The organism is Desulfitobacterium sp. (assembly GCF_982384815.1).
This window is the reverse complement of record NZ_CEVWNY010000038.1, coordinates 1-24583: the sequence shown is the minus strand read 5'-3', so window position 1 is coordinate 24583 and position 24583 is coordinate 1. Positions and strand designations below refer to the sequence as shown.

Here is a 24583-nt window from a genome sequence, read left to right as displayed (position 1 = left end):
ACACATCGTTCATAAGCTCACAATCTAGGAGGTTAATCAGGGTGTTAGAAAAATGTCGTTCCTGTGGATTTGAACATGAAGATTTAGACAAAGTGCTGTTCCGGAGAAACCATGTCAGCAATCGAATGCTGCCTTATTGTGCTCAATGTATGAGGAGGCTCTACCAAGTACCTTACCGACCGGAACGAGATCTTTAAAGTTTTTACTCTAAATTTTACCAGTGGACAAAATATCTAATTACATATTGCCTAACTTTCTTCCCTTGTGTTATAGTGACAGTTGAGAATGGGGAGAAAGGGGTTGTTTGCAATGGCATATGTAATTAATTCTGAGTGCATTAGCTGTGGAGCTTGTGAAGCAGAATGCCCGGCAGGTGCCATTAGTGCAGGAGATGATCAGTACGTAATCGATGCTGACGCTTGCACTGATTGTGGATCTTGTGCTGGAGTTTGCCCAACCGGTGCTCCTAATCCAGCCTAATCGGCATTCTAAAAAAGGGGAGTCCCAGCGAAGGTCTCTCCTTTTTAATTAAGTAGCGGCTAGGTCACCGTCTTTAAAGGGAAACCTGGATTATATATATTGACACAACTCGTTTTTTATATTAAGCTGAAATTGATAATAATTCCGAAATTGTAAGGGAGATGAGATCATGACTGCCATAGAGATTCTTAAGCAGCTCAAAGATAAAGGGGTTCGCTTTACTCCTCAACGACAAGCGATCTTAGAATTTCTTTTGGGTACGGATACTCATCCAACAGCTGAGGAAATCTATCATCATGTAAAGGCTAAATTTCCCGGTGTAAGTCTGGGAACAATTTATAATACCTTGAACATGTTGAAAGAGCATGGGCATATCTTAGAGCTTTCTTACGGAGATATGTCAAGCCGTTTTGATGGGAATCCAACCAATCATTATCATGTAGCCTGTACCGAGTGCGGCAAAATTGTAGATTTCCATCGTCCTTTGCTAGAATTGGAGCAGGAAGTAGAAGTAAAGACTAATTTCCAAATCTATGGTCATCGTTTGGAGTTCTATGGGGTTTGCCCCGAATGTGCAAAGCAAAACGCGCAAAGAATGAATTAATGCGTGTAGTAAAGCAGCGTCTAGCCTGATCTTTGATCGGGCTTTTTTGTTTGCAGGTATTTTTATAATCCAGGATTGCCCCCACAAGGAATTTCGGAGCTTGTCTAGAAATAAGATTTAGACTTCCAGGTTGCTTTATAGCACACCGTTAAGAATGAAAATGTAATATGGGACTTTAAGAAAGGTTATTCGGCAATGTTTAATCGACGGCTTTATATTTTAATCTTTACTTTTGCAATCACCTTGGGGCTTTTGATCTGGAATTGGCATTCCAGTCCGGGAGTTTTGCTTAATGCTGCTTCCGGACAGGTTAGCATGAGCAGGTGGGAGATGGATCTGGGGGGGCAATGGAAGCTATATCCTTCTCTTCGCCAGGCATGGAGTATTGAAACCGATCATAAGGATGAGGGTATTTATTCCCCACTTACTACTGGTGAGGCAGTTTACCTACCTTCTAATAAAGAATTTCATGTTGCCACCAAAACTTTTAAGATACCCGCGGAATGGAATGCCCGAAGTATAATCCTCCAAATCAATGGGATTTATGGGGACTGCTCTGTCTATCTAAACGGGATGGAAAGCAGCAACCGCATTGGTGGAGTGGCAGGTGAAGGGGAGAGTGCGCGACTCCAGATACCGGTCTCAAGCTTGAACCATGGGCAAGAAAATCTCCTTATTATTGAACTTGATGATTCACCTGTCCGGAAGAACACCTTATTGGGTTCCGGGTATCCCCATCAAGGTCGAATTATGGGAACAATCTCTCTTCAAGCAGTCATGGAGACCAGTATCGAAAACCCCCAGCTTAGGGTAAGTTGGGAAGAGGATGTTGCTGGGGTTGAAGTGAGCTTCCAATTGAGCCACCACGAATTTTCCGAGTATGGGCCTTGGACAGTACAGGGGGTAATCTCCGACGGTTCTGCAGAGGTTGCCCAGGCTTCGGTTCAAGTCCACGGGGATGAAAATCCCGTACAGCCGGTCAAGCTAACCTTTCAAATTCCTAATGGACATGTTTGGAGCCCGGAAGATCCTTTTCTATATCAGGTATATTTGTCGGTTAATAACGCAAACGGAGACCGGGATGATGTGGCCTTTCCGATTGGGCTTAAGAGATTAGGCTATCAGGAGGGGGGCGGCTTTTCCCTTAATAATCAGGAGCTGGTCATTAAAGGTTTGGCAATTTCCCCGGAAAGGGAATCCGAATTAAGAAACCGGGGCGAAATTACTTCTTGGCTCCAGGAAATCAAGGAACAGGGCTACAATCTTCTTTATTTTATTGGGAATTTACCGGATGAATACTGGCTGCAAGCAGCGGATAGATTAGGGATAGGTATCTGGGCCGAGCTCCCCGGCACAGGCATGGTACCGGCTCAGCGTCTTCCGGAGCCAAAGGTGTGGGAGGACTTGTTCCGTGTCGGCAGCCTTCATCCTTCAATTTGGGCTTATACTTCAGGTATTGGCTTAGAGTATAATTACCAATCAGCAGTTAAAGATTATTTGGAAAAAACCCAGGCTCTGGCAGGGGCTATTCCCACCTTCAACTTGAACCTACCCGAGCAATCATCCATCAAGGGGACTTGGGGGGAAATCCATCAATATGAAGAGGGGCAAGAAGTATTAGCGATCTTATGGCCCGAAGAAAAGTGGGTAAGTATTATTTGGGCGGGGCTGCTTGTGCTTATTGCTTGGTTTAATTTGGTGTCTGTTAATTGGCGCTACAAAGAACTTCAAAATAAAAAACCGAAACGTGCTTTACGCAAAGCTTGGTTTTGGCAAGGGTTGGCCATGGCGACCCGTGAAATGACCTTAGCGGGGCTGATCACTGCCTTGCTTTTCAATACCGATGTGCCTTGGTCCCAATGGGTTCCTAACCAATGGCCCTTGTGGGAGGGGCTGAAGCTCCAGTCACCTTGGTTGGTCTGGCTGATATTCGGAAGCTTTTTTACTCTTCTAAGGCTGCTTCAAGTGGGGGTAGTGGCTCCGCGGATGCCCGGGGCTCCGGATGCAATGGGTCTTGCCGCTTGGCTTGAACGGAGATTCTTCTGGAACTGGATTGTCGGCATCTTGTGGGCTCTCCAAGGGTGGTGGGTTCCGCGTTCAGTACCGATATTAGCGTATATAGCCTTTAATGTGCTTTTTCTTCCCTTAAAAATTAGGGATGTTCATCGTGCGGGGGGGCGGTATGGAGCTTTCCTGTGGGTACCGGGAATGATCTGCCTAATAATTCTTATCATGGCCTTATTGTATAGAGATGATATTGTTTACTTAAGCAATATGATTATGGGTTCCCAATGGCTCAAGGAGATTTTATTGCTCAAAAAGTTGAACTTGCCATAAAAATAGTTTATAATAAATCCGACTATTTTACTGGGTTAAAAACGTAAGGAGGTAGTGGGTTGATTACCAAGGAAATGACAGTGGGCCAGGTATTACGTAGTTATCCCCAAACTGTTCAGACCTTTCTCGAATTAGGTATGCATTGCTTGGGATGTCCCTCTTCTACCATGGAAAGTATCGAAGGTGCTGCGCTGACCCATGGAAAAAAACCGGATGATTTGGTGGATCAATTGAATAAAGCAATTGCAGCCGGCTAAGAGCTTTAAGCAATTAAGCATTCAATATGAAATGCCCCTTTGGTCAATGCAAAGCGGGCATTTTTATATTCTTAAATTAGTCAGAAATTTTAGATAACTGGAGGAAATTTTATATTGAGAGAGAAATGAAATATGGAGTCCTGGGTACAGAGAAGAGATAGAGAGAAGACCAGTAAAATTAGGGAGGTATTTTAATGAGTCTTGCACTAAGAGGTTCAGGGGATTCGGAACCGGTCAGTCTATTTAAGTACATAAGGCAAACCTTAAAAGTTGTTATTCCTTCGGTGGTTATTGTTGGCTCATTTGTCGTGTTTTTTCTAGGGTTACCTCAATTTGAAATGATAGTAGTTTTTGTGAGTTATCTATTTGCGGGTGTGGGGATTGGGGTAACGGCTTCTTTACGAAATTATAATCGTTTCCTTAAACCCATTCAGCAGATAGAAAAGGGAATATTGCAGGTAGCAGAAGGGGAACTTAATCACCAGATGGAGGTTTCCAGCAGCGAGACGGCAGCGGTGTCCAATGCTTATAATGCGATGACGAGGAATTTCCGCGAAATCATCCGGAAAATCCGAACCATGGCCAATGATTGGGTCGAATCTATTCATGAACTCTCTGCTAACTCCGAGGAAATTGCAGCCAAGAACCTTGAAGTCAATACCCATATTGGGCAGATGGCGAAAGGTGTGGTTAGACAGAGGGAAATTGTTTTCCAAGCTATGGACACCTTTAGGAACTTAAGAGATACTATACAGGTCATTGCGGAGCGGGCAAATTCTGTTTCTTTGGAAGCAGGCATTTCCCAAGGGAATGCCGAAAAAGGTTTAGAGGGTTTATCAGGGATTGTGATGGCCATGCAGGATACTAATAATACCGTAAACAAAGCATCCGATAGCATTAAGAAACTGGATGAACAATCCCGGCAGATCGTTTCGATCACCTCAACCATCGCTTCTATAGCTCGCCAAACTAATCTCTTGGCCCTAAATGCGGCTATCGAGGCCGCCCGTGCCGGTGAGCATGGACGGGGATTTGCCGTGGTAGCGGAGGAAATTCGTAAATTGGCGGAGGGAGTCTCTGATTCAACGGACGAAGTTGCCCTAATAACCAGTGGGATTCAGCAAACTATTAGGGATACGGTAGAAAATATGAATTTAGCGGACTCCAAAGTGGAAAACTCCTTACAATTGACCTTAGAAGCCAAGCAGGCACTGGAGATAATTGTTAAGTCGACAAAGCAAGTAACCAGTGATATTTCGGAAATTGCTGCTTCCGGTGACAAATCCTCAGTTATATGGAGGGAGTCTCCAATCAGTCCCAGCTGGTTGAGACGATTGCGGCTGAGGCAGATATTTCTACCCGGGAGGTAGAACAGGCTTCTGCCGAGGTTGCGGCAAGCATGCAAAACATTGCCGGTGCGGCCCAAAGTTTAGTAAGCATGGCCATCGAGCTAAGAGAGCAGGTGGTACGCTTTAAGATTTAGGAGGAATACTATGGCGGATTATCAAGTGGGCATTTTGGGGGGAGGTCCAGGAGGCTATGTGTGCGCTTTGCGTGCAGCCCAGTTAGGATTATCGGTGGTCCTTATTGAGGGAGAACGACTGGGGGGTACTTGCTTGAATAAAGGCTGTATCCCTACGAAAGCCTTAGTGAAAAGTGCTGAACTATGGCGTGAAATTAAGCATGCTGAGGAATTTGGCATTAATCTGGGTGAAAAAAATATTGACTATCCTAAAGTTATGGAGAGAAAAGAACAGGTGGTTAATACCCTGGTCACGGGAATTGAGCAATTGATGAAGGCGAAAAAGATTACGGTGATTAAGGGATGGGGAAATGTAAAAGAAGCAGGACTTATTGAAGTAAGCACGGAAGCGGGGAGAGAAAATATCCGGGTGGAGAATTTGGTTTTGGCGACAGGCTCGCTGCCGACTCGGATTCCCGTACCGGGTGCCGACCTTCCCGGCGTGGTTACCAGTGATGATATCCTTGACCAAAAGACCTTGCCGGAGAGCCTGGTAGTTATTGGCGGGGGAGTTATCGGTTTAGAGTTTGCATCGATTTACCATGAATTTGGGGTTAAAGTCAGCGTGGTGGAAATGCTTCCTTCACTGCTTCCGAATATTGATGAGGAGATCCCGAAGCGATTAACCCCGCTCTTAAAACGCTCCGGAATCGAGATTCTAACCAAAACCGCTGTGAAAGAGATTAAACCGACAGCTGATGGCTTAGTTGTGGTAGTAGAGGATGCCAAGGGGATTAAGGAGCTGCCTGCCCGGCAAGTGTTATTGGCTACAGGCAGAAGACCTAATTTGCGTGGAATAGATGTGGGAACCCTAGGGCTAGAGGTTGAACGCGGAGCCCTTAAAGTGAATTCCTGCCTGCAGACTTCACTTGACAAGGTATATGCGATTGGGGATGCAGTGGGTGGAGTAATGCTGGCCCATGTGGCTTCAATGCAAGGGATGGTTGTCGCTGAGCATATAGCGGGACAGACAGTGAGTATGGAGGGGCGGGCAATTCCCAGTGCCATCTTTATCTACCCGGAAATCGCCACTGTAGGAGCGACGGAGCAAGAGTTGAAGGCCGACCGTCAAGCTTATCGGGTCAGCAAATTCCCCTTTAGTGCCAACGGCAAGGCACTTACCCTAGGGGAGGTTATGGGTCTGGTAAAAATTCTCGCCAACGAAGAAGGTGTAGTGTTAGGAGCCAGTATTATGGGTCCCCAGGCCAGCAGCTTAATTCAGGAATGTGTTTTAGCAGTAGAGAAAGGGTTAAACGCTCATGACCTGGCCGGAACCATTCATGCCCATCCTACTTTACCCGAAGCCATCATGGAAGCGGCTCACGGGATCTTCGAGAAACCTTTGCATTTAGCTTAAAGGTGACCTCATAAGGTTACGCAGCACCGGCAGATGATGAAAAAGGCGCTATTGGGTCAAGCTACTTCATTGCATTCAGTATGATAGATTACGGTATTTATTAGAGGGAGTATGGTAAGGTAATTTTCAGACCTAACCTACTCCTTTTTTCATTAAACTTATTTTCCCGAACGAAATAAAAAAAGTATAGACTAACGTTCGGGAATAAAGTATAATACATTCATCAGTTTTTGTTGCGGTTTGAAGTCAGGTTATGACGAAAAACGCAAAAATATCTATAAAAACAGGAGGAGTCAGAGTGGAAAATTTCTTCAAACTTAGGGAAAATGGCACCAATGTTCGTACTGAGCTTGTTGCCGGATTAACTACATTCTTCGCAATGGCCTACATCATTATGGTCAATCCTGCAATGCTCTCTCAAGCGGGTATGCCTTGGGGTGCTGTCTTCCTGGCAACAATTGTTTCCGCTGTAATCGGAACTTTGGTGATGGGTCTCGTGGCCAACGTGCCCTATGCACAAGCTCCTGGTATGGGCCTTAACGCATTTTTTGTATTTACGGTTGTCTTTGGCCTGGGCTTTACTTGGCAAGAAGCTCTGGCAATGGTTTTTTTATGCGGTATTATTAATATTTTAATTACAGTAACCAGTATTCGGAAAAAAATTATTTCCGCCATACCTTCCAGTCTGCAAAACGCAATCGGCGGCGGTATCGGTATTTTCATTGCTTATATCGGTATTAAAAACGCCGGTCTACTTTCTTTCACCTCCGATCCCGGAACCTATGTTCAACTAGGAGAAGGCGGAACTGTTATTGCTAGTTCCAGCGCCGTTCCCGGTCTTGTTACTTTAAATTCTCCTTCCGTGCTTTTGGCTATTTTCGGTCTTATTCTTACCGTCATCCTGCTTATCCGTAATGTTAAGGGAGCTATTTTAATCGGTATTATCGTATCCGCTTTAGCAGGTATCCCTCTTGGAATTACCCATATGGGATCTTCTTTGAGCCTTGCCGAAGCCATAGCAGAATTACCTCAAACCTTCATGGCTGCCTTCGGCAACCCGGGCTTGGGCTCCCTCTTTAGTGATCCTGCTAAGATTCCTCTTGTTTTAGTAACAATTTTCGCCTTTAGTTTATCTGACATTTTCGATACCATTGGAACCTTTATCGGGACAGGCCGTAGTTCCGGAATCTTTTCCGAAGCAGATCTAAAAACTCTTGAAACCAGCAAAGGATTCAAATCCAAAATGGACAAGGCCCTTTTTGCTGATGCCATCGCCACCTCTGTTGGTTCCGTTTTCGGAACTTCCAATACAACTACCTATGTTGAAAGTGCGGCCGGTATCGGCGCCGGTGGCCGGACAGGCCTGACTAGTGTAGTCGTAGCGATTATGTTTGCTGTAAGTGCTTTCTTGGCTCCGGTGGTTAGTGCGGTTCCTGCCGTGTCAACTGCCCCTGCTTTGATTATCGTGGGTGTTATGATGCTTTCCTCCTTTAAAGATATCAAATGGGGAGAATTGAGCGAAGCTATCCCCGTATTCTTTGCCGGTATCTTTATGGCTTTCTGTTATAGCATTTCTTACGGTATCGCCACAGGATTCATCTTCTATTGCATCGTGAAGGTATTCAAAGGCGAAGCCAAGGATATTAGTCCCGTATTATGGGTCGCGACTCTTCTCTTTGTGATCAACTTTGTCCTTTTAGCAATTATTTGAAACAGGGGGACAGGTTCTCTGTTTCAAAGGGATCACAAAGGTAGAATCCTCGTTTTTCGACATTGTTTTGTTTTTCAACATTGTTTTTAAAGACTAAAAATAAAACGAGCATGGCACTACTTAAGTAGTAAACCATGCTTGTTTTATTTTTTTGGCATATCTGGTTTTTATATCTCCTATGCCGCCACGCGGCACCATCGGCAGGCGGCACCATCGGCAGACGAAAAAGAAGATATGGGGTCAGGATACTTCACTACGTTCAGTATGACATGGCATGGGAGTCATCCTGGGCATAAGCGGGGGATTTTTTCAGTGTAGACGGAATCATCCTGGGGTGCCTGATTCCTTGGATTGCTTTTTGAAACAAGGAACCTGTCCCCTTGTTTCATCGTTATTCAAGTAGGACCTTTTTCCCTATTTTAAGCTTTTCCATAAAAAAGGGATTGGGTAAGAAGGAAAATCCTTGTGAATGGAGAATAAGTGGGGTAAAGTGGGTAAAAGTGGGGCGAAGTGAAGCCCCTGTGGGGTGACAGGGAATGTTCATGGGGGAACACCTCCATACAATTGATGGAAAAGGCCGGTTAATTGTACCGGCAAAATTCCGGGAAGCCTTAGGTGAAAAATTTATTGCCACCAAAGGCTTAGATCACTGTCTCTTTGTTTACCCTTTTGATGAATGGAAGATTATCGAAGAAAAGTTAAGGGCTTTACCTTTTACTCAACCGGATGCAAGAGCTTTTGTTCGCTTCTTTTTTTCCGGGGCTACGGAATGTGAATTGGACAAACAAGGGAGAATCTTGCTGCCTGCCAATTTAAGGGAATATGCTCAGCTCGATAAGGATGTAGTTTTAGTCGGGGTCTCTTCCCGGGTGGAGATTTGGAGTCAGGCACTTTGGACAGACTATTCTCGTCAGGCTGAAGATGCTTATGCCAGTGCTGCCGAATCGTTGGTAAACTTAGGGATTTAGAGAAGAGGTCGAAGACTTTGGAATTTCATCATATCACCGTATTACTAGAAGAAACAGTTGAGGGGGTTGTCAAAGAGCCCTCAGGCACCTATGTGGATTGTACTTTAGGAGGTGCGGGCCATAGTGCCTTTTTGCTATCCAAGTTAAACCAAGAAGGAAAACTGGTGGGATTTGATCAGGATCCCTTGGCTATTGAAAATGCCCGGGCAAAGTTCCTCAGCGATCCCCGGGTGCATCTTGTCAACCGTAATTTCCAATATCTAGAGGAATCACTGGAAGCCCTGAAGTTACTCCCGGTGCAAGGAATTATTTTTGATTTGGGAGTGTCTTCTCCGCAGTTAGATGAAGCGGAAAGAGGCTTCAGTTACATGCAGGATGCTGAATTGGACATGCGGATGAATCCTCATAATCCTTTATCAGCGAAGGTCTTGGTCAATGAATGGAGTGCTGAGCAACTAGCCGAAGTTTTCTGGCGGTATGGCGAGGAAAGATGGTCCAAACGCATTGCTGAATTTATTCTTAAAGCTCGTGAACAGGGACCCATCGAAACCACGGGCGAATTAGTGGATATAATCAAAAAGGCGATTCCGGCAGGAGCGCGCAAAGATGGCCCTCATCCGGCGAAGCGAACCTTTCAGGCCTTAAGGATCGCCGTCAATGATGAATTAGGAGTACTAGAGAGAGTTTTAGATCAGGTGATCCGTTGTTTGGCTCCCGGGGGAAGGGTAGGAGTTATAACCTTTCATTCTCTAGAGGATCGGATAGTCAAGGAAAAAATGCAGTCTTGGCTGGGGCGTTGTACCTGTCCCCCTAGTTTTCCGATCTGTCAATGTGGATCTCAACAACTGGCACGTTTAGTCAATCGTAAACCGATCTTACCAAGTCCGGAGGAAATTGAAGAGAATCCCCGGGCTCGGAGTGCGAAGCTGCGAATAGCCGAAAAACTTTGAAGTCTAAAGAGAACGGAGGAGGAATACCTTTGGTATTAGCGCAGGAAAAAATTGAATGGGAACAGCCTCTAGAAGATCAACCCCGCAAAAGAAAAAAGCGTGTCCAACGGCAAAAGCCCCGTTCTCACTGGAAAAGTATTCTTGTCTTAAGCATTGTGGTCAGCCTTGCTGCTGTCTTAGCGGGTGAAACGATTAATCTGACAGTTGTCAAGGGAGCGCAGATTCGGTCGATGCAGAAGGAGATCACGGACTTGAAAGCCAATAATGATCTATTGCAAGCGCAAGTAGATAAATTGCGTTCGGTCAGCCGGATTGAAAGTGCGGCACTTGCCATGGGCATGGAAAAACCTGCGGGAACGGTCTATGTGGCTGGATCATTGCCTGTTGCCAAGACTGAAATGGGCGCCCAGTCAACTCTTACCGAGCCAAAAGAGGTAATTGAGGAAACCTCGGCATTAAAACTTATTTCACAGAAATTTACCAGCTTTTTTGCCTCCACACAACGCTAAAAACCAAAGGCGGTAGAGTTTGCAGTGACGCCCTAGAATAGGGGGTGGGGACGATGAGTCCTTATGTAGTCATGCGTAAACGTATCGCCTTTCTTTTTTTCTGTGTTACAGCTTTTTTTGTGGTTCTAATCGTTCGCTTGGCCTTTGTTCAATTAGCCCAGGGAGCAATTCTCAGCGATAAGGCTGACGAAAGCCATTATCGGGGCGTGCCGGTAGCTGCCAAAAGGGGTAATATTGAGGACCGCAACGGCGAAGTTCTAGCCATGAGTGTGAGTACGGAAACAGTGTACGCAGTACCGGCTCAGGTAAAGGCATCGGGAAGGGCTGAAGAGATTTCCCATACCTTATCCGGAATCTTGGAAATGACACCGGATAAGGTCTTGGAAAAAATTACGAAGCGTTCGGCTTTGGAGTATGTCAAAAAAAGAGTTACCGCCGAAGTTGCCGCCCAGGTACGGGCCCTAGAACTTCCGGGGATTGGTGTTACCGAGGATAGTGTGCGTTATTATCCAAATGAAACCCTGGCTGCCCATATAATTGGTTTTGCGGGGATTGACAACCAAGGGTTAGAAGGAATAGAGTTGACTAGGGATTCCGTGTTAAACGGTGTCCCCGGAGCAGTTTTGACGGAATTTGCGGCCAATGGTATTCCTTTGCCCTTTGCGAACCAAATGTATGTTTCGCCCAAAAACGGTAATACTGTGCGCTTAACCATTGATAAAAACATCCAAGCCTTTGCTCAACGTGAGCTTGAGAAGTTGATGTCCGGGCAGGGGGGCAATATGAATGGGCAAGTCCCGAAAAGTGCCTCTATTCTGGTTATGGAACCTAAAACCGGTGAGGTTTTAGCGCTTGCCTCAGCCCCTACCTTTGATCCGAATTATTACCAAAACTATGATCAAAGTGCTCGGCGCAATATAGCCGTGCAAAACGGTTATGAGCCGGGGTCCACCTTTAAAATTATTACCTTAGCGGCTGCTCTGGAAGAAAAAAAGATTACCCCCAACGGCGGTTTTTTTGACCCTGGTGGTGCTACGGTACTTGGTAAAACGGTTCACTGCTGGAAGCGCGGGGGCCACGGCAGTCAGACTTTCACACAAGTAGTGGAAAATTCCTGTAATCCGGGATTTGTTGAGATGGGTCTGCGGTTAGGTACGGATAAATTTTATCGATATCTTTACGATTTTGGGTTTGGAAAAAAGACCGGTATTGAAATGTCTGGGGAGGCCCTAGGCATCCTAGCCAATAAAAAGCGTGCCACCGCCTTAGATCTGGCGACAATGTCGATTGGGCAAACTAATAACGTGACGGCTATTCAGCTGCTCACGGCGGTTTCGGCTGTAGCAAATGGGGGGACTTTAATGAAGCCCCAGTTGGTAAAAGAGATTGTGGGGCCTACCGGTAAAGTACTGGAATCCTTCGAACCCAAAGAGGTACGTCGGGTCATTAGTGAAGACACCTCTAAAACCGCACGGCAAATGTTAGAATCGGTAGTGACTAATGGAACAGGTTATCGGGCTTTCCTTCCTGGTTATCGGGTTGCGGGAAAAACAGGCACCGCCCAAAAAGTTGCTAATGGGGCGTATATTCAAGGGGAGTACGTTGCTTCATTTATCGCTTTTGCTCCCGCCGATAATCCCAGATTGGCCATCCTTTGTGTCATTGATGGCGTGCCCTTTTATGGTGGTTCTGTTGCATCCCCTCCGGTTAGAGCAGTGCTGCAGGATTCTTTAACGTACTTAGGCGTAGAAATGGATATGAAGGCACCACTGACCTTAGGCAAACCTCGCTTAGATATGGTTCTTCCGCCCGTTAAAGAAGCTGTACCTGTTCCCTCGGTAATGGGTCTTCCTCTTGCTGAGGCGGAAAAAGCCTTAAAGGGTGCGGGGTTCAAGGTTATAATTGAGGGCAGCGGCAATGTGGTTTTGGATCAAATCCCTCATGCTGATGCGAAAGTAGAAGCCGGCTCCTCAGTGATGCTTTACCTTGGTCCGGAAGCAGGAGCTCCCACCTTAGGGAATTGGTGGGCTATCGAGGAAGAAGTGGATGTGGATATTGAAACAATGCTGCAAATGACTTGGCGACAGCCCCTAACCGAATGATTGCAATAAAATTTTACTGTCTATAATAGAGTTGAAAGGTTGTGGAAAAAGTTGAAGCCTGTTCAAAAAGAACTTGCAGAGATAATAGTCGAAATAGAGATAGTTGAGTTAACCGGAGACCAAAAGACCCTGATTCAGGGAATTGCCATGGATTCACGCCGGGTTCAGCCAGGGGATATTTATGCCTGCGTTCCCGGTATGAATGTGGATGGTCATGATTTCGCAGCGCAAGCACTGGAAAAAGGAGCAGCGGCTTTACTGGTGGAGCGGCTTCTTCCTTTGGATGTTCCACAGATCCGAGTAAAATGTGTTCGGGAGGTCGTGGGTAAAATCGCAGCCAATATTTATGATCACCCGGCTAATAAGCTGGAGGTTATCGGTGTTACCGGTACCAATGGCAAAACCACCATTACCCATCTTGTGGAGCGGATAGCCTCAGAGGAAGGAAAGAAAGTGGGCTTAATCGGGACTTTAGGAGCCCGTATTGCTGGAAGAGAACTGCCGGGAAGCAGAACGACACCTGAGGCAATCGATCTTCAGAAGCTGCTTAAGGAAATGGTGGACGAAGGGGTTCAGTTGGCAGTTATGGAAGTTTCCTCCCACGCCTTAGTGTTAGGGAGGGTTAAGGGTTGTGAATTTGACGCAGGAATTTTTAGCAATTTGACACAAGATCATTTGGATTATCATAAAACAATGGAGGAATACCTTCAGGCTAAGGCCAAACTTTTTAGCGATCTCAAAGGGGTTAAAGGGCCCAAAATTGGGGTGGTGAACGGTGACGATCCGGCTGCTCAGACTTTAGTAGAGCTTTCAGCCGCCCCGGTGGTGACCTATGGAGTAAGTGCTCCTAACTTGGATTACCGGGCAGAGGATATTCAGTTAACTGCCGATGGGGTTAAATTTACCGTTCATTTTAAAGGTCAGGCTACCCGAGTAAGTTACTCAACTCCGGGGATGTTTAGCGTTTATAACGTGTTGGCGGCCTTCGCGTGGGGTGTAGAAAGCGGAAGGAGCCCCTTGCTGGCGGCGGAGGCCTTAGCCGCTGTCCAAGGAGTTCCGGGGCGGTTTGAAAGCGTGCGGATGGGGCAGCCCTTCCAAGTTATTGTGGATTATGCTCATACTCCCGATGGCCTGGAAAATGTCTGTAAGACAGCTCGGGAATTCACCGAAGGTCGATTAATCACAGTCTTTGGCTGTGGTGGGGATCGGGATAAAGGCAAGCGTCCCCAGATGGGGGCCATTGCCGAAGAGTTAAGCGATCATGTTATCGTCACATCCGACAACCCCCGGACCGAGGAACCCCGCCAGATCGTCCAAGACATCCTGGAAGGAATCGAAGGTATCGACTATTCTGCCATCGTAAACCGTAGGGAGGCTATCGAGTGTGCCTGTATTCTCGCCAAGGAAGGGGATACAGTGCTGATTGCCGGAAAAGGTCATGAAGACTATCAGATTATCGGCAAGGAAGTATTTCCCTTTGATGATCGGGAAGTTGCCCGGGAAGCCCTAAGGAGGCTTGGTTATGTGGAATAGCCAAAAAATCGCTGATCTTCTTCGAGGGGAATTAAGTGGAGATTCTCAAGTTGCGGCCGGTGGCTGTAGTATTGACAGCCGGTTGGTCAAAGGGGGAAATGTCTTTTTTGCCTTGGCAGGAGAAAAGGTGGACGGGCATGATTATGTAGAAGCTGCCTGGCAAAAAGGGGCTACGGTGGTAATTGGGGAGAAAGAGCGGTTGAAGCACCGCTCCCCGGTCACCATTCCAGAGGGAAAAGCACTGATCTCAGTGGATTCTACCCTCACGGCCCTGCAATCTTTAGCTCGAGCTTGGCGTAAGGAGTTGGGGGCCAAGGTAGTGGCTATTACCGGCAGCAATGGAAAAACCACCACCAAAGATATGGTAGCCGCGGTCTTAGGTCAGAAATACCGTGTCCATAAGAATCTAGAGAATCAAAATAATGAGTTAGGTTTGCCTATGACCATTCTCAATGCTCCGGAAAACACGGAAGTCCTTGTTTTAGAGATGGGTATGCGTGGTTTGGGGCAAATCACCTTTTTATGTTCGATTGCCAAGCCTGATTTAGGTGTGATAACTAATATTGGCACAACCCATCTGGAACTTTTAGGCTCCCAAGCAAAGATCGCTCAGGCCAAATGGGAGTTGATCGAGGCCCTTCCTGAAAAAGGGGTCGCCATCCTCAACGGGGAAGATGAATGGAGTGTGAAAAAAGCTAAGGAAGGCTTAACTAGCACCTTTTTCTACGGTTTAGAAGGAAAGTACCAGGAACCCGATCTCCGGGGAATGAACCTTACCCCCTTTGGCACCCTTGGTACCAGCTTCCAACTGAAACAAGGGGACAGGTTCCTTGTTTCAGACGCTTCCGTTACCGTCAAGCTGCCTTTACCCGGTGAGCATAATGTTCTCGATGCTCTGGCCGCCCTTAGTGTAGGGCTTCTTCTCGATGTTCCCTTAGAAGCAGGATGTCAAGGGCTGGCGGTTATGGAGCTTTCGCGGATGCGGCTGGAGCTTCATTCCGGAATCTATGGGAGTACTTTAATCAGTGATGTATATAATGCCAATCCGACCTCCATGAAGGCCTCTTTACAGGTCTTGCGGGAAAGAGGAGGAGTGTCAACTCTTGCCATCTTAGGGGAAATGTATGAACTGGGAGAATCAAGCTTAGACGGGCATTATGAGGTGGGCCGGGCTGTTGCGGATTTAGGAATAACTGAACTGATCACCGTAGGGAAGCTGGCCGGGGAAATTGCTCGAGGGGCCCTTGGCGAGGGGATGTCACCTGAACGGATTCATTCTTTTTCTGAGCGGGAAGGGGCTATAAAAAAGGCTCAAGAGATCCTCGCGCATTTTAGTCAAGGAACTTGGGTCCTTATCAAAGCTTCGCGGGGGATGAAAATGGAAGAAGTGACAAAGGCCCTGCTTAAAGGGTAGGAGTAAAGGAAGGAATTAATCCATGTCAGAACGTATATTTATGGCTGCTGTTTTAGCGCTAATAATCACTTTAATTCTAGGACCGTTGCTGATCCCGGTTTTACGGGTGTTGAAATTTGGCCAAAATATTCGTGAGGAAGGTCCCAAGCGTCATCTGGCTAAGGCCGGGACCCCCGCTATGGGTGGCATTATCTTTTTAGTGGGAATTGTGGCAAGTGCCTTAATTATGGCAGAAAAACCAACGTCCTTAGAAATGATTATGGTAATAAGTGCTATGCTGGGGTACGGTCTTATCGGCTTTCTGGATGATTTTATTAAAGTGGTTATGCACCGGTCCTTAGGCCTGAGAGCATACCAAAAGTTAATTGGTCAATTCGCTTTGGCCTTTCTCCTGACCTGGGCAGCCAATCGTTACTTGGGACGAGGGACAGATCTTACCATTCCCTTTACCTCTATCCATCTTGAATTAGGGCTTTTTTACTTTCCTTTTGTGTCCTTTATTATTGTGGGAATTACCAATGCTGTAAACCTAACCGATGGACTGGATGGTTTGGCAGCAGGTTCGGTTTTCATCAGTATGCTTAGCTATATCGGTATTGCATTGCTGGCGGCATCTCAGGGCGGCCGGGTTGCTATATTGGCTTATGAATCGGACTTGGCAGTCTTTGCGGCAGCAGTGGCCGGCGGCTGTTTGGGCTTTTTACGTTTTAATAAAAACCCGGCTCGTGTCTTCATGGGGGATACGGGTTCCTTAGCTTTGGGGGGGACGTTGGTCGGTTTAGCTGTGCTGACAAAGACAGAATTAATTCTCCTCATTATTGGCGGTGTTTATGTGGTGGAGGCACTCTCGGTTATTATTCAAGTTATTGCCTACCAGACTACCGGCAAGCGGGTTTTTCGCATGAGTCCCCTGCATCACCATTTTGAACTGGGCGGTTGGAATGAATGGAAGGTGGTTATCGTATTTTGGCTGGCATCCCTTCTTTGCGGGGTACTGGGGATTATAGCCTATATCCAAGGGCTATTCTAAGCAACTTTTTCAAGAGGGTGAAATAATGAATTTAAAAGGTAAAAAGGTCTTGGTTGTAGGTGCCGGAAGAAGCGGACTAGCGGCGGTTAATCGCTTGAAGGACTTGGGGGCAAAGGTAGTGCTGACCGATCGCCAAGAGCTGGAAAGACTTGGGGGTATTGCCCAGTTGGGTTTAGAGGAAGGACAACTTATCCTGGGTCGCGTACCGGAGTGGCGGGAGCTTAATGCCGAAATAATTGTCCTTTCACCGGGGGTTTCGCCGGAACTACCCTTTATCCGAGAGGGGGTTGCCCAAGGCGCTCGGGTCTGGAGCGAGGTGGAACTAGCCCTACGGGATCATCCGGCCTTTAAAATCGGGGTTACCGGAACCAATGGCAAAACTACCACCACCACCTTGATTGGTGAATTAGCTAAACGGACAGGAAAACCGACTCTAGTGGCTGGAAACATCGGAATTGCCCTAAGCAATCAGGTAGAAAAAATGGATGAACAAGGGATCGTAGTTGCGGAACTTTCCAGCTTTCAATTAGAATTGATCGAAAGTTTAAGATTGAATGTGGGAATTTTACTCAATCTGACTCCGGATCATCTTGATCGTCATAAAACTATTGAGAATTACCTTGGGGCTAAGGCTCGGATCTTTGAAAATCAAACCCCGGAAGATTGTGCAGTTTTAAATTGGGACGACCCCTTGGTGCGGGATTTAGCTCCTAAGTTAAAGGCAAGAGTGGTCTTTCTCAGTCCCACTTCTTTTTTAGAGAATGGTTACGGTGTCCAAGGAGAGAAAATCGTTTTTGCTAAAAATGGGCAAGTTACGCCCATAATTGATCGTTCGGAGCTGCTGTTAAGGGGCAAGCATAATCTAGAAAACGTCATGGCGTCTATTGCAGCGGTAAGGGAGCTTGGTCTTTCTTGGGGGGAGATCGCCCAAGGGCTTAGGGAGTTTAAGGGAGTAGAACACCGCCAAGAGGTGGTGGGAACCTATGAGGGAATACTTTTCATTAATGATTCCAAAGGAACCAATCCTGATGCAGCGGAAAAAGCTTTGTATGCTTTTGAGGAGCCTATCATCCTCATTGCCGGGGGTAAGAATAAGGGCTTGGACTTTCATGATTTTATGAAAATCGTTAAGGAACAAGTGAAAAGTCTGGTTTTGGTCGGTGCTGCTGCTGAAGAAATGGCCCTGGCTGCTCAAGATGTTGGAATTACTAATTATCTACGAGCTACGACCTTCGAGGAAGCGGTAGAGCTCGCTATCGGGGAAGCAGTCCCGGGGGATGTAGTCCTTTTATCACCGGCTTGTACAAGTTGGGATATGTTTAAGAGTTATGAAGAAAGAGGGGAATTCTTTAAGGAGTTAGTGCGTAGGCATTATAGGGAACCCATTTCAAATTAAAGGGGGAACTTAGAATGCCAAGACGCAGTCGCCCTGATTTGGTCTTGCTGGGAGCAATCCTCGCGCTCCTTACGATAGGAATCGTAATGGTGTATAGTTCGAGTGCGGTAAAAGGATATGTACAGTATGACGATCCTTATCACTTTTTGAAAATGGAGGTGATTTGGGTTGCGTTAGGATTAGTGGCGATGGTCTTCGCAATGCGTATTGACTTAAATCTTTTGCGCCATTGGGCAAAACCGGCCCTTCTTATCTCAATTGTTTTGCTCATTATGGTAAAAATCCCCGGAATTGGACGGAATGTAAACGGTGCCGATCGCTGGATCGGCCTTGGTCCTTTATCCATTCAACCGTCGGAAGTTATTAAATTAGCTATGATTTTGGTCATGGCGAAGATTTTGGCTGTTGACCCCCATAAGATTAAGTCTTTCCGCAAAGGCTTACTTCCGGTCTTAGGGCTTTTGGGCCTGGTGGCGGGGCTTGTGATGCTCCAGCCGGATTTAGGGACAACTCTCGCTATCGCCGGCACTACTTTCTTCATGCTGATTGCCGCGGGAGCCAGAGCCAGCCATATCATGGCTTTGGGCAGTGCCGGTGTGGGCATGATAGTCGCCGCTATTGTGGCGGAACCTTATCGGATGAATCGTATTTTTGCCTTTTTGGACCCTTGGGCAGATCCCTCCGGGAAGGGCTATCAAACAATTCAGGCTTTATTGGCCTTGGGACCGGGAGGACTTTTTGGTCTGGGACTTGGCCAAAGCAAGCAGAAGTTTCTCTATCTCCCGGAGAATCATACAGACTTTATCTTCGCCATGATTGGCGAGGAGCTGGGCTTTGTGGGAGCTACCATCGTCATACTGCTCTTTTTCCTGTTCGCTTGGCGAGGCTTCCGAGTGGCCATGGGGGCACCGGATGCCTTTACAGGATTCCTGGCAGTGGGGCTCACGGCCATGGTCTCCATACAGGCCATGATCAATATGGGAGTTGTCAGCGGCGTGCTTCCCGTCACGGGAATCACCCTGCCCTTCCTCAGCTATGGGGGGACCTCCTTGGTGTTTACTATGGTGGGGGTTGGGGTGCTGCTAAATATTTCGCGGGAGTCAAGGTAAAGGGAGTTGCGTTGAAGGCTGCGGGACGAAATCCGAACGAGGACTTCGCCGGAGCCGCTAACATGAGAAGTCGCTTACGGCGAAGGGACACGCTGCCTGATTCACCGTCCGAAGGCACTGCTTTCACATTTGTTTGGCTCTCCAGGTGGCGAGCACCTAAGGAGGATTTAGGCAAAAATGATGACCTTTAATACATACTTGAAACAAGGGACCTGTCCCCCTGTTTCAGAAGACGAAAGGAGCAAGAATCCATGCGTGTGATTGTAACGGGTGGCGGAACCGGCGGCCATATTTATCCGGCCCTAGCGATCGCCAAGGGGATTCTCGCCCAAGAACCAAGTGCGGAAATCCTCTATGTAGGCACCAAGGACGGAATGGAAGCCCGTTTGGTGCCTGAAACAGGCATAGATTTTCAAGGGGTATCAGGTCAAGGACTTCCCCGCAAAATCAGCTTAGAAACCTTTAAAGTCGGGGCTAAGAGCTTCAAAGCCCTGTGGGAGACTAAACAGATCCTGAAGAAATTCAAACCGGATCTGGTGGTAGGAACTGGGGGATATGTATCGGGACCGGTAGTTTTAACAGCGGCCTTATTCGGCATCCCCACTCTTCTTCACGAACAAAACGCTCTGCCGGGTATTACCAATAAGATCCTCACCCGCTTTGTACGTAAAGTTATGGTTACTTTCCCGGAAAGTATGGCTCATTTCGGCGGGAGCAAGAAGCTCGTTTTAACCGGTCTACCGGTACGGCCCGAGATCGGTACTATTTCCCGGAAGCAAGGGGCCCAGCGCCTAGGTTTAAATCCGGAGCAGCTTACTATTCTCGTTACCGGTGGCAGCCGTGGTGCCCGCAGCATTAACCAAGCTATGCCAACGGTGCTAAAGCATTTGGCTCAGCGACCGGATATCCAGGTGATCTGGGCTACCGGTAAAGCCACCTACGAAGAAACTCTCCAAAGCCTTAAAAAAGAGGGAGCTTGGGAGAGAAAAAATTGGCAGGTTCTAGAATATCTTAAAGATATGCCTGAGGCTCTTGCTTGTGCTGATTTATTTGTGGGGCGGGCCGGAGCAACTACTTTAGCGGAGATAATGGTGGCAGGTAAGCCGGGGATTCTGATTCCCTATCCATTTGCGGCGGAGAATCACCAGGAATTTAACGCTCGGGCTTTGGAAAAAGATGGTGCTGCCCGGGTAATCCTCGATAAAGATTTAACCGGGGAAAAGCTTGCAGCAGTGCTTCTAGAGCTTATGCAAAAACCCGAGGAGTTAAGGAAAATGGCCAAGGCAGCTCAGAAGGCCGCTCAACCGGATGCTTTAGCGAAAATTGTCAAGGTTTGTTTAGATACTGCTTGGAAATAATCCGCTCCTTTTTCACACCTTCCGGCTCCACTGCATAACATATGACAGTCAGAAGGAAGGGAGTGGGTTTGTTAATGTGGCCCGAACGGAAAATATTACTTCTGGTGCCCCGTGATCTGGAAGGATGGCAAGGAGTTTTTTCCCTGCTGGATGCTCTACATAAGAATGTTATGGTCAAAATAACATCTCCCGAAGACCCAATTGATTTGGCAGGATTAATGCCTTTAGGTCCGGAAGAAGAAGGTCCCGACTTATCCGATGTTGGTCCCACGGAAATCCTTTATTGGCCGGGAATCAAAAAAGAAGATCCTTATCGTCAATGGGGCGTTTCCAGGGGATTACTGCAGTCGGAAATCCCGGAATTTCTGGATAGGTATTGGGAGGAAGAGATTCTGCTTTTGGTTGCTCAGGAAGAATCGGAAGACGCCCCCCTTTTATGGAAATTCCTTAATCAGGCGGGGTTTGAACCTTCCCTGCTTTGGCAGACTTCCCAGGGGCAATGGGATGTTCGTATTGGCAATGGTCTCCATTGGATAATTCCCGAAACCTGGTTTAAAGATTGTTTGGGCAACGAGGTCCTTGGGCGTCAACCGGAGCGGGTATTTACCGAGAGTTGCTGGGTAGGCCGGGGAGATCGCATTGAATTTTACTCCAATGAAAAGAATTTTGAATATCTGGGGTACATCATGCCCCATAAAGACAAGGGCCAGGAAGATTTTATCTATTCCACAATGCTTCAAGCGCTTCAACTGGGAGTGCCTTGGCGAAGTATTCAACGTATTTATAATGGACTTGTGAATAATTCCGGCGGGACTGAGATAAGGGAAAACATAAGGTGGTATGACAATGATGTGGCAAGGGATGAGTGGACGGGTGGAGTACCAATTCCCACTAAAGAACCTGAATACCTGGCGAATTGGGGGGTTGGCTGAAACAGTCTTTTGGCCTGCCAATGAGGAAGAATTACAAAAAGTTTGGCTGCGGGCCAAGGAAACCGGGGTTCCCATCCGACTATTTGGACGGGGTTCCAATGTTCTTTTTCCAGACGAGGGTCTAACCGGAATTACCTTGATCAGCACGGGCTTAGCTCAGGTAACTTGGGATTCGGAGTTCGTTAGGGTGGGAGCGGGATATAGTTTAGCCAGCCTTGCCCAAGAGGCTGCCGACTGCGGGTTAAGCGGCTTGGAATTTGCCCGGGGGATTCCGGGAACAGTGGGTGGGGCTATTGTGATGAATGCCGGAGCTCATGGTGGCTGCATCCAAGACCTCCTTGAGGAGGTTAAAGTTTTAACCGATGAAGGAGAGTTCGTGAAGTTAGGTAAAGAGGAAATTCAGTTTGGCTATCGGGAATGTTCTTTACGGGATAAGGCTTTGATAGTCGAAGGGGTTTTCCGTCTCAAACCGGGAGATCGGTCGGAGATAAAGCAAAAGATGAGTGAAAACCTAGCCAAGCGAAAGGCAGCTCAGCCATTGGCATTACCCAATGCCGGCAGCGTATTTCGCAATCCGCCGGGAGATTCGGCAGGACGGTTGATCGAAGCAGCCGGCTGGAAGGGCAAAAGGCTGGGGGGAGCTCAAGTCTCGCCCAAACATGCTAACTTCATTGTCAATAATGGCAATGCCACAGCCCAAGAAGTATTAACTTTGATCAGTGAGATCCAAAAAGATGTTCAGAATAAATTTGGTTTAGAGTTAAAGACGGAGGTTCGTTATATCGCACCAAACTAAGGGGAGGAATGTTTCATGGCGATGGACCGCTATGTCATCACCGGAAAACAAAGGCTGGAAGGTAAGCTGCGCAATAGTGGGGCTAAGAACTCTTCTTTACCCTTATTGGCAGCATCCCTCCTTGTTTCAGGAAAGACCGCCTTAATGGATATACCCAAGTTAGCGGATATTAACAATATGATTGAGGTCTTGGAATACTTAGGTGCACGTGTGGAATCTCAGAATGAAGCTTTGCTGGTGGATGCTGCTGATCTTGCCCGTTGTGAGGTGGATGAGGGGCTTATGCGTCAGATGAGGGCATCCAATCTTATCCTTGGGCCAATCTTAGCCCGCAATGGACGGGTACGGATCTCGAAACCCGGTGGCTGTGCTATTGGTTCCCGTCCTATGGATCAACATATCAAAGGACTTAAGGAGTTAGGGGTTAAGGTTAAGGAAAAGCACGGTTATATTGAGGCTTGGGCAGATCAGTTAAAAGGGGCCAATATCTATATGGATGTCCCCAGTGTCGGAGCCACGGAAAACTTGATGATGGCGGCAGTCTTGGCCAAGGGCACCACCACTATTTATAATTCAGCTCGGGAACCGGAGATTATTGATCTGCAGAACTTTTTAAATAAAATGGGGGCCAAAATTCGTGGAGCAGGTCTCGACGTTCTGCGCATTGAGGGAGTTAGTAAGCTTTACCCTGTTGAGCATAGGGTAATTCCTGATCGGATCGAGGCGGGAACTCATATGGTGGCGGCGGTAATGACCCAGGGAGATATCGAGATCGGCAATGTGATTCCCGAGCATTTGGAGCCGGTGACGGCAAAGCTGCGTCAAGCCGGGGCGGAGATTATAACCGGTGATGATTATATTCGAGTCAAGGGCAAAGGGAGAATCAAGGGAGTAGATTGCAAGACCATGCCTCATCCCGGTTTCCCGACGGATATGCAGCCTCAATTCATGGCCCTTCTTTCCATGGCGGAAGGTACCAGTATTATCACCGAAACTATTTTTGAAAACCGTTTTCAGCATGTGGATGAATTACGCCGGATGGGGGCTCAAATTACAGTAGAAGGACGGACTGCCATTATTCGCGGCGTGGAAAGTTTGGAAGGGGCCTTTGTTGAAGCCACAGACTTGCGGGCAGGAGCGGCACTCTTCTTGGCGGCTCTGGCAGCGGAGGAAGCCACTGTTTTGGAAAAGGTCGGACATATCGACCGTGGCTATGAGAATTTGGAAGAGAAATATCGGAGTCTGGGTGCTAAACTCACCCGGGTCAGTTCTTAAGTTGTTTAAACTATTTGGTGAGGGTGTCGAAAAGAAAGACATGACAGAGAGGGTTGTATTCGCTATACTGGGGACTAGGGGGGATGACCATGGAGCCCAAGAAATCGACTACATCCTTTCTCTATATTTCAATACTGCTAATACTCTTAGTGGTAGGGTTGAGCCTTTTCTTTCAGTCCAGCTACTTTACTATTAAGTCGGTGAATATTGAGGGGCTGGAACAGATTCCCCTCAATGAAATTGAGCGTTTAACTATGGATGTAACCGGACAGAATTTAGTTATGTTGGATCAGGAGCGGCTGAAGCGCAAGGTGCTGCTTCATCCTCTTGTAGATTCTGTTGAGTTAAAGAGGCAATTTCCTGATCAATTAGTGGTACGGATTGAGGAACGTACGGCCACTGCCGTAGTGATTGTACCCCATGGTGTAGTGGAGGTAGACCATAAAGGTATCTATCTGCGCCGGCGGGAAGGTTGGCCTAAGACAAGTTGTCCTGTTATTAATGGGGTAGAGATCCCCGACACTGCCGGTCCCGGACAGGAGCTAAAAGTTTCCGGTCTTATGGCGGCACTTAATTTGCTGGGACAAGCTCCCTTGGAGTTGAAACCTTTGCTAGGGGAGATTTATGTAAATACTATTGGTCAGATCACACTGTATTTGACCGATGGGGTAGAGGTTCGCCTGGGAAAGTCAAATGCTTGGTCGGAGAAGTTAAAGTCTCTTTATGCTTTGATTAATGATGAAGGGTATAAGTCCTTTAAAAACGGGGTAAGGTATATTGACTTTACTGCCGCTAAGCCTGTGATCGGTCATTGATGAGGAGGAATTCGTTGGATGTGGTTACCAATTTTAGGGTTGATTCTGGGACTGGCAATTGGCTGGTTTAGTCCGTTTTCTGTGCCTGTAGAATACTCAAAATACCTTTCTGTTGCTATTTTGGCAGC

General features: G+C 47.1%; 23 protein-coding genes and 1 pseudogene. All 24 read left to right on the top strand.

Annotation, left to right across the window (positions count from 1 at the left end):
• Nucleotides 1-41 precede the first annotated feature (41 nt).
• Nucleotides 42-197, top strand: a complete 156-nt coding sequence (locus AC1U9U_RS07890) for a hypothetical protein (RefSeq protein WP_479960004.1) — start codon at nucleotides 42-44, stop codon at nucleotides 195-197.
• A gap of 112 nt (nucleotides 198-309) precedes the next feature.
• Entirely contained in the window at nucleotides 310-480 is a 171-nt protein-coding gene (locus AC1U9U_RS07885) for a DUF362 domain-containing protein (RefSeq protein WP_479960003.1), read from the top strand.
• Nucleotides 481-649: 169 nt separating this feature from the next.
• Nucleotides 650-1084, top strand: a complete 435-nt coding sequence (locus tag AC1U9U_RS07880; RefSeq protein WP_479960002.1) for a Fur family transcriptional regulator — start codon at nucleotides 650-652, stop codon at nucleotides 1082-1084.
• 195 nt (nucleotides 1085-1279) lie between these two features.
• Nucleotides 1280-3421, top strand: a complete 2142-nt coding sequence (locus tag AC1U9U_RS07875) for a glycoside hydrolase family 2 protein (RefSeq protein WP_479960001.1) — start codon at nucleotides 1280-1282, stop codon at nucleotides 3419-3421.
• A 59-nt stretch (nucleotides 3422-3480) separates the two neighbouring features.
• Nucleotides 3481-3678 (top strand): DUF1858 domain-containing protein, encoded by a 198-nt coding sequence (locus AC1U9U_RS07870; protein WP_479960000.1) that lies wholly within the window; start codon nucleotides 3481-3483, stop codon nucleotides 3676-3678.
• 194 nt (nucleotides 3679-3872) lie between these two features.
• The gene (locus AC1U9U_RS07865) at nucleotides 3873-5048 is read left to right on the top strand and encodes a methyl-accepting chemotaxis protein (protein ID WP_479959999.1); all 1176 of its coding nucleotides are present in this window, start codon (nucleotides 3873-3875) and stop codon (nucleotides 5046-5048) included.
• A complete protein-coding gene (locus tag AC1U9U_RS07860; protein ID WP_479959998.1) occupies nucleotides 4973-5161 on the top strand; it encodes a hypothetical protein in 189 nt (62 codons plus the stop codon). Before AC1U9U_RS07865 ends, AC1U9U_RS07860 begins: the two co-directional genes overlap by 76 nt.
• Nucleotides 5162-5171: 10 nt before the next feature.
• The gene (gene lpdA, locus AC1U9U_RS07855) at nucleotides 5172-6557 is read left to right on the top strand and encodes a dihydrolipoyl dehydrogenase (RefSeq protein ID WP_479959997.1); all 1386 of its coding nucleotides are present in this window, start codon (nucleotides 5172-5174) and stop codon (nucleotides 6555-6557) included.
• Nucleotides 6558-6855: 298 nt separating this feature from the next.
• Complete coding sequence (locus tag AC1U9U_RS07850; protein ID WP_479959996.1) at nucleotides 6856-8268, top strand: NCS2 family permease; 1413 nt, start codon at nucleotides 6856-6858, stop codon at nucleotides 8266-8268.
• Between the two features lie 536 nt (nucleotides 8269-8804).
• Entirely contained in the window at nucleotides 8805-9236 is a 432-nt protein-coding gene (gene mraZ / locus AC1U9U_RS07845) for a division/cell wall cluster transcriptional repressor MraZ (RefSeq protein ID WP_479959995.1), read from the top strand.
• Between the two features lie 17 nt (nucleotides 9237-9253).
• Nucleotides 9254-10186 carry a 16S rRNA (cytosine(1402)-N(4))-methyltransferase RsmH gene (rsmH, locus tag AC1U9U_RS07840; protein WP_479959994.1) on the top strand — a complete coding sequence of 311 codons (933 nt, stop codon included), beginning with the start codon at nucleotides 9254-9256 and terminating at the stop codon, nucleotides 10184-10186.
• A 29-nt stretch (nucleotides 10187-10215) separates the two neighbouring features.
• Complete coding sequence (locus AC1U9U_RS07835) at nucleotides 10216-10695, top strand: septum formation initiator (RefSeq protein ID WP_479959993.1); 480 nt, start codon at nucleotides 10216-10218, stop codon at nucleotides 10693-10695.
• 53 nt (nucleotides 10696-10748) lie between these two features.
• Nucleotides 10749-12797: a penicillin-binding transpeptidase domain-containing protein gene (locus AC1U9U_RS07830; RefSeq protein WP_479959992.1), complete on the top strand. Its 2049-nt coding sequence runs from the start codon at nucleotides 10749-10751 to the stop codon at nucleotides 12795-12797.
• Nucleotides 12798-12836: 39 nt separating this feature from the next.
• Nucleotides 12837-14330, top strand: a complete 1494-nt coding sequence (locus AC1U9U_RS07825; RefSeq protein WP_479959991.1) for a UDP-N-acetylmuramoyl-L-alanyl-D-glutamate--2,6-diaminopimelate ligase — start codon at nucleotides 12837-12839, stop codon at nucleotides 14328-14330.
• Nucleotides 14320-15744 (top strand): UDP-N-acetylmuramoyl-tripeptide--D-alanyl-D-alanine ligase, encoded by a 1425-nt coding sequence (locus AC1U9U_RS07820; RefSeq protein ID WP_479959990.1) that lies wholly within the window; start codon nucleotides 14320-14322, stop codon nucleotides 15742-15744. The genes AC1U9U_RS07825 and AC1U9U_RS07820 overlap by 11 nt, the downstream gene beginning before the upstream one ends.
• A gap of 22 nt (nucleotides 15745-15766) precedes the next feature.
• Nucleotides 15767-16774 carry a phospho-N-acetylmuramoyl-pentapeptide-transferase gene (mraY, locus tag AC1U9U_RS07815; RefSeq protein ID WP_479959989.1) on the top strand — a complete coding sequence of 336 codons (1008 nt, stop codon included), beginning with the start codon at nucleotides 15767-15769 and terminating at the stop codon, nucleotides 16772-16774.
• Nucleotides 16775-16799: 25 nt separating this feature from the next.
• Nucleotides 16800-18170, top strand: coding sequence for a UDP-N-acetylmuramoyl-L-alanine--D-glutamate ligase (gene murD / locus AC1U9U_RS07810; RefSeq protein ID WP_479959988.1), 1371 nt, complete (start codon nucleotides 16800-16802; stop codon nucleotides 18168-18170).
• A 14-nt stretch (nucleotides 18171-18184) separates the two neighbouring features.
• Nucleotides 18185-19279, top strand: coding sequence for a stage V sporulation protein E (gene spoVE / locus AC1U9U_RS07805; RefSeq protein WP_479959987.1), 1095 nt, complete (start codon nucleotides 18185-18187; stop codon nucleotides 19277-19279).
• Nucleotides 19280-19530: 251 nt separating this feature from the next.
• Nucleotides 19531-20637 (top strand): undecaprenyldiphospho-muramoylpentapeptide beta-N-acetylglucosaminyltransferase, encoded by a 1107-nt coding sequence (gene murG, locus AC1U9U_RS07800; protein ID WP_479959986.1) that lies wholly within the window; start codon nucleotides 19531-19533, stop codon nucleotides 20635-20637.
• Nucleotides 20638-20711: 74 nt separating this feature from the next.
• Nucleotides 20712-21569, top strand: coding sequence for a hypothetical protein (locus tag AC1U9U_RS07795; protein ID WP_479959985.1), 858 nt, complete (start codon nucleotides 20712-20714; stop codon nucleotides 21567-21569).
• Nucleotides 21499-22365 carry a UDP-N-acetylmuramate dehydrogenase gene (murB, locus tag AC1U9U_RS07790; RefSeq protein ID WP_479960005.1) on the top strand — a complete coding sequence of 289 codons (867 nt, stop codon included), beginning with the start codon at nucleotides 21499-21501 and terminating at the stop codon, nucleotides 22363-22365. The genes AC1U9U_RS07795 and murB overlap by 71 nt, the downstream gene beginning before the upstream one ends.
• 15 nt (nucleotides 22366-22380) lie before the next feature.
• Entirely contained in the window at nucleotides 22381-23640 is a 1260-nt protein-coding gene (murA, locus tag AC1U9U_RS07785; RefSeq protein ID WP_479959984.1) for a UDP-N-acetylglucosamine 1-carboxyvinyltransferase, read from the top strand.
• Between the two features lie 89 nt (nucleotides 23641-23729).
• Nucleotides 23730-24455 (top strand): cell division protein FtsQ/DivIB, encoded by a 726-nt coding sequence (locus AC1U9U_RS07780; protein WP_479959983.1) that lies wholly within the window; start codon nucleotides 23730-23732, stop codon nucleotides 24453-24455.
• Between the two features lie 18 nt (nucleotides 24456-24473).
• Nucleotides 24474-24583: pseudogene (locus AC1U9U_RS07775) on the top strand (small basic family protein); the annotation flags it as partial.

Coding starts and splice junctions, on each gene's coding strand:
- AC1U9U_RS07885 (WP_479960003.1), top strand. CDS start 310: ATGGCATATGTAATTAATTCTGAGTGCATTAGCTGTGGAGCTTGTGAA.
- AC1U9U_RS07880 (WP_479960002.1), top strand. CDS start 650: ATGACTGCCATAGAGATTCTTAAGCAGCTCAAAGATAAAGGGGTTCGC.
- AC1U9U_RS07875 (WP_479960001.1), top strand. CDS start 1,280: ATGTTTAATCGACGGCTTTATATTTTAATCTTTACTTTTGCAATCACC.
- AC1U9U_RS07865 (WP_479959999.1), top strand. CDS start 3,873: ATGAGTCTTGCACTAAGAGGTTCAGGGGATTCGGAACCGGTCAGTCTA.
- AC1U9U_RS07860 (WP_479959998.1), top strand. CDS start 4,973: ATGGAGGGAGTCTCCAATCAGTCCCAGCTGGTTGAGACGATTGCGGCT.
- lpdA (WP_479959997.1), top strand. CDS start 5,172: ATGGCGGATTATCAAGTGGGCATTTTGGGGGGAGGTCCAGGAGGCTAT.
- mraZ (WP_479959995.1), top strand. CDS start 8,805: ATGTTCATGGGGGAACACCTCCATACAATTGATGGAAAAGGCCGGTTA.
- AC1U9U_RS07830 (WP_479959992.1), top strand. CDS start 10,749: ATGAGTCCTTATGTAGTCATGCGTAAACGTATCGCCTTTCTTTTTTTC.
- AC1U9U_RS07820 (WP_479959990.1), top strand. CDS start 14,320: ATGTGGAATAGCCAAAAAATCGCTGATCTTCTTCGAGGGGAATTAAGT.
- mraY (WP_479959989.1), top strand. CDS start 15,767: ATGTCAGAACGTATATTTATGGCTGCTGTTTTAGCGCTAATAATCACT.
- murD (WP_479959988.1), top strand. CDS start 16,800: ATGAATTTAAAAGGTAAAAAGGTCTTGGTTGTAGGTGCCGGAAGAAGC.
- spoVE (WP_479959987.1), top strand. CDS start 18,185: ATGCCAAGACGCAGTCGCCCTGATTTGGTCTTGCTGGGAGCAATCCTC.
- murG (WP_479959986.1), top strand. CDS start 19,531: ATGCGTGTGATTGTAACGGGTGGCGGAACCGGCGGCCATATTTATCCG.
- AC1U9U_RS07795 (WP_479959985.1), top strand. CDS start 20,712: ATGTGGCCCGAACGGAAAATATTACTTCTGGTGCCCCGTGATCTGGAA.
- murB (WP_479960005.1), top strand. CDS start 21,499: ATGAGTGGACGGGTGGAGTACCAATTCCCACTAAAGAACCTGAATACC.
- murA (WP_479959984.1), top strand. CDS start 22,381: ATGGCGATGGACCGCTATGTCATCACCGGAAAACAAAGGCTGGAAGGT.
- AC1U9U_RS07780 (WP_479959983.1), top strand. CDS start 23,730: ATGGAGCCCAAGAAATCGACTACATCCTTTCTCTATATTTCAATACTG.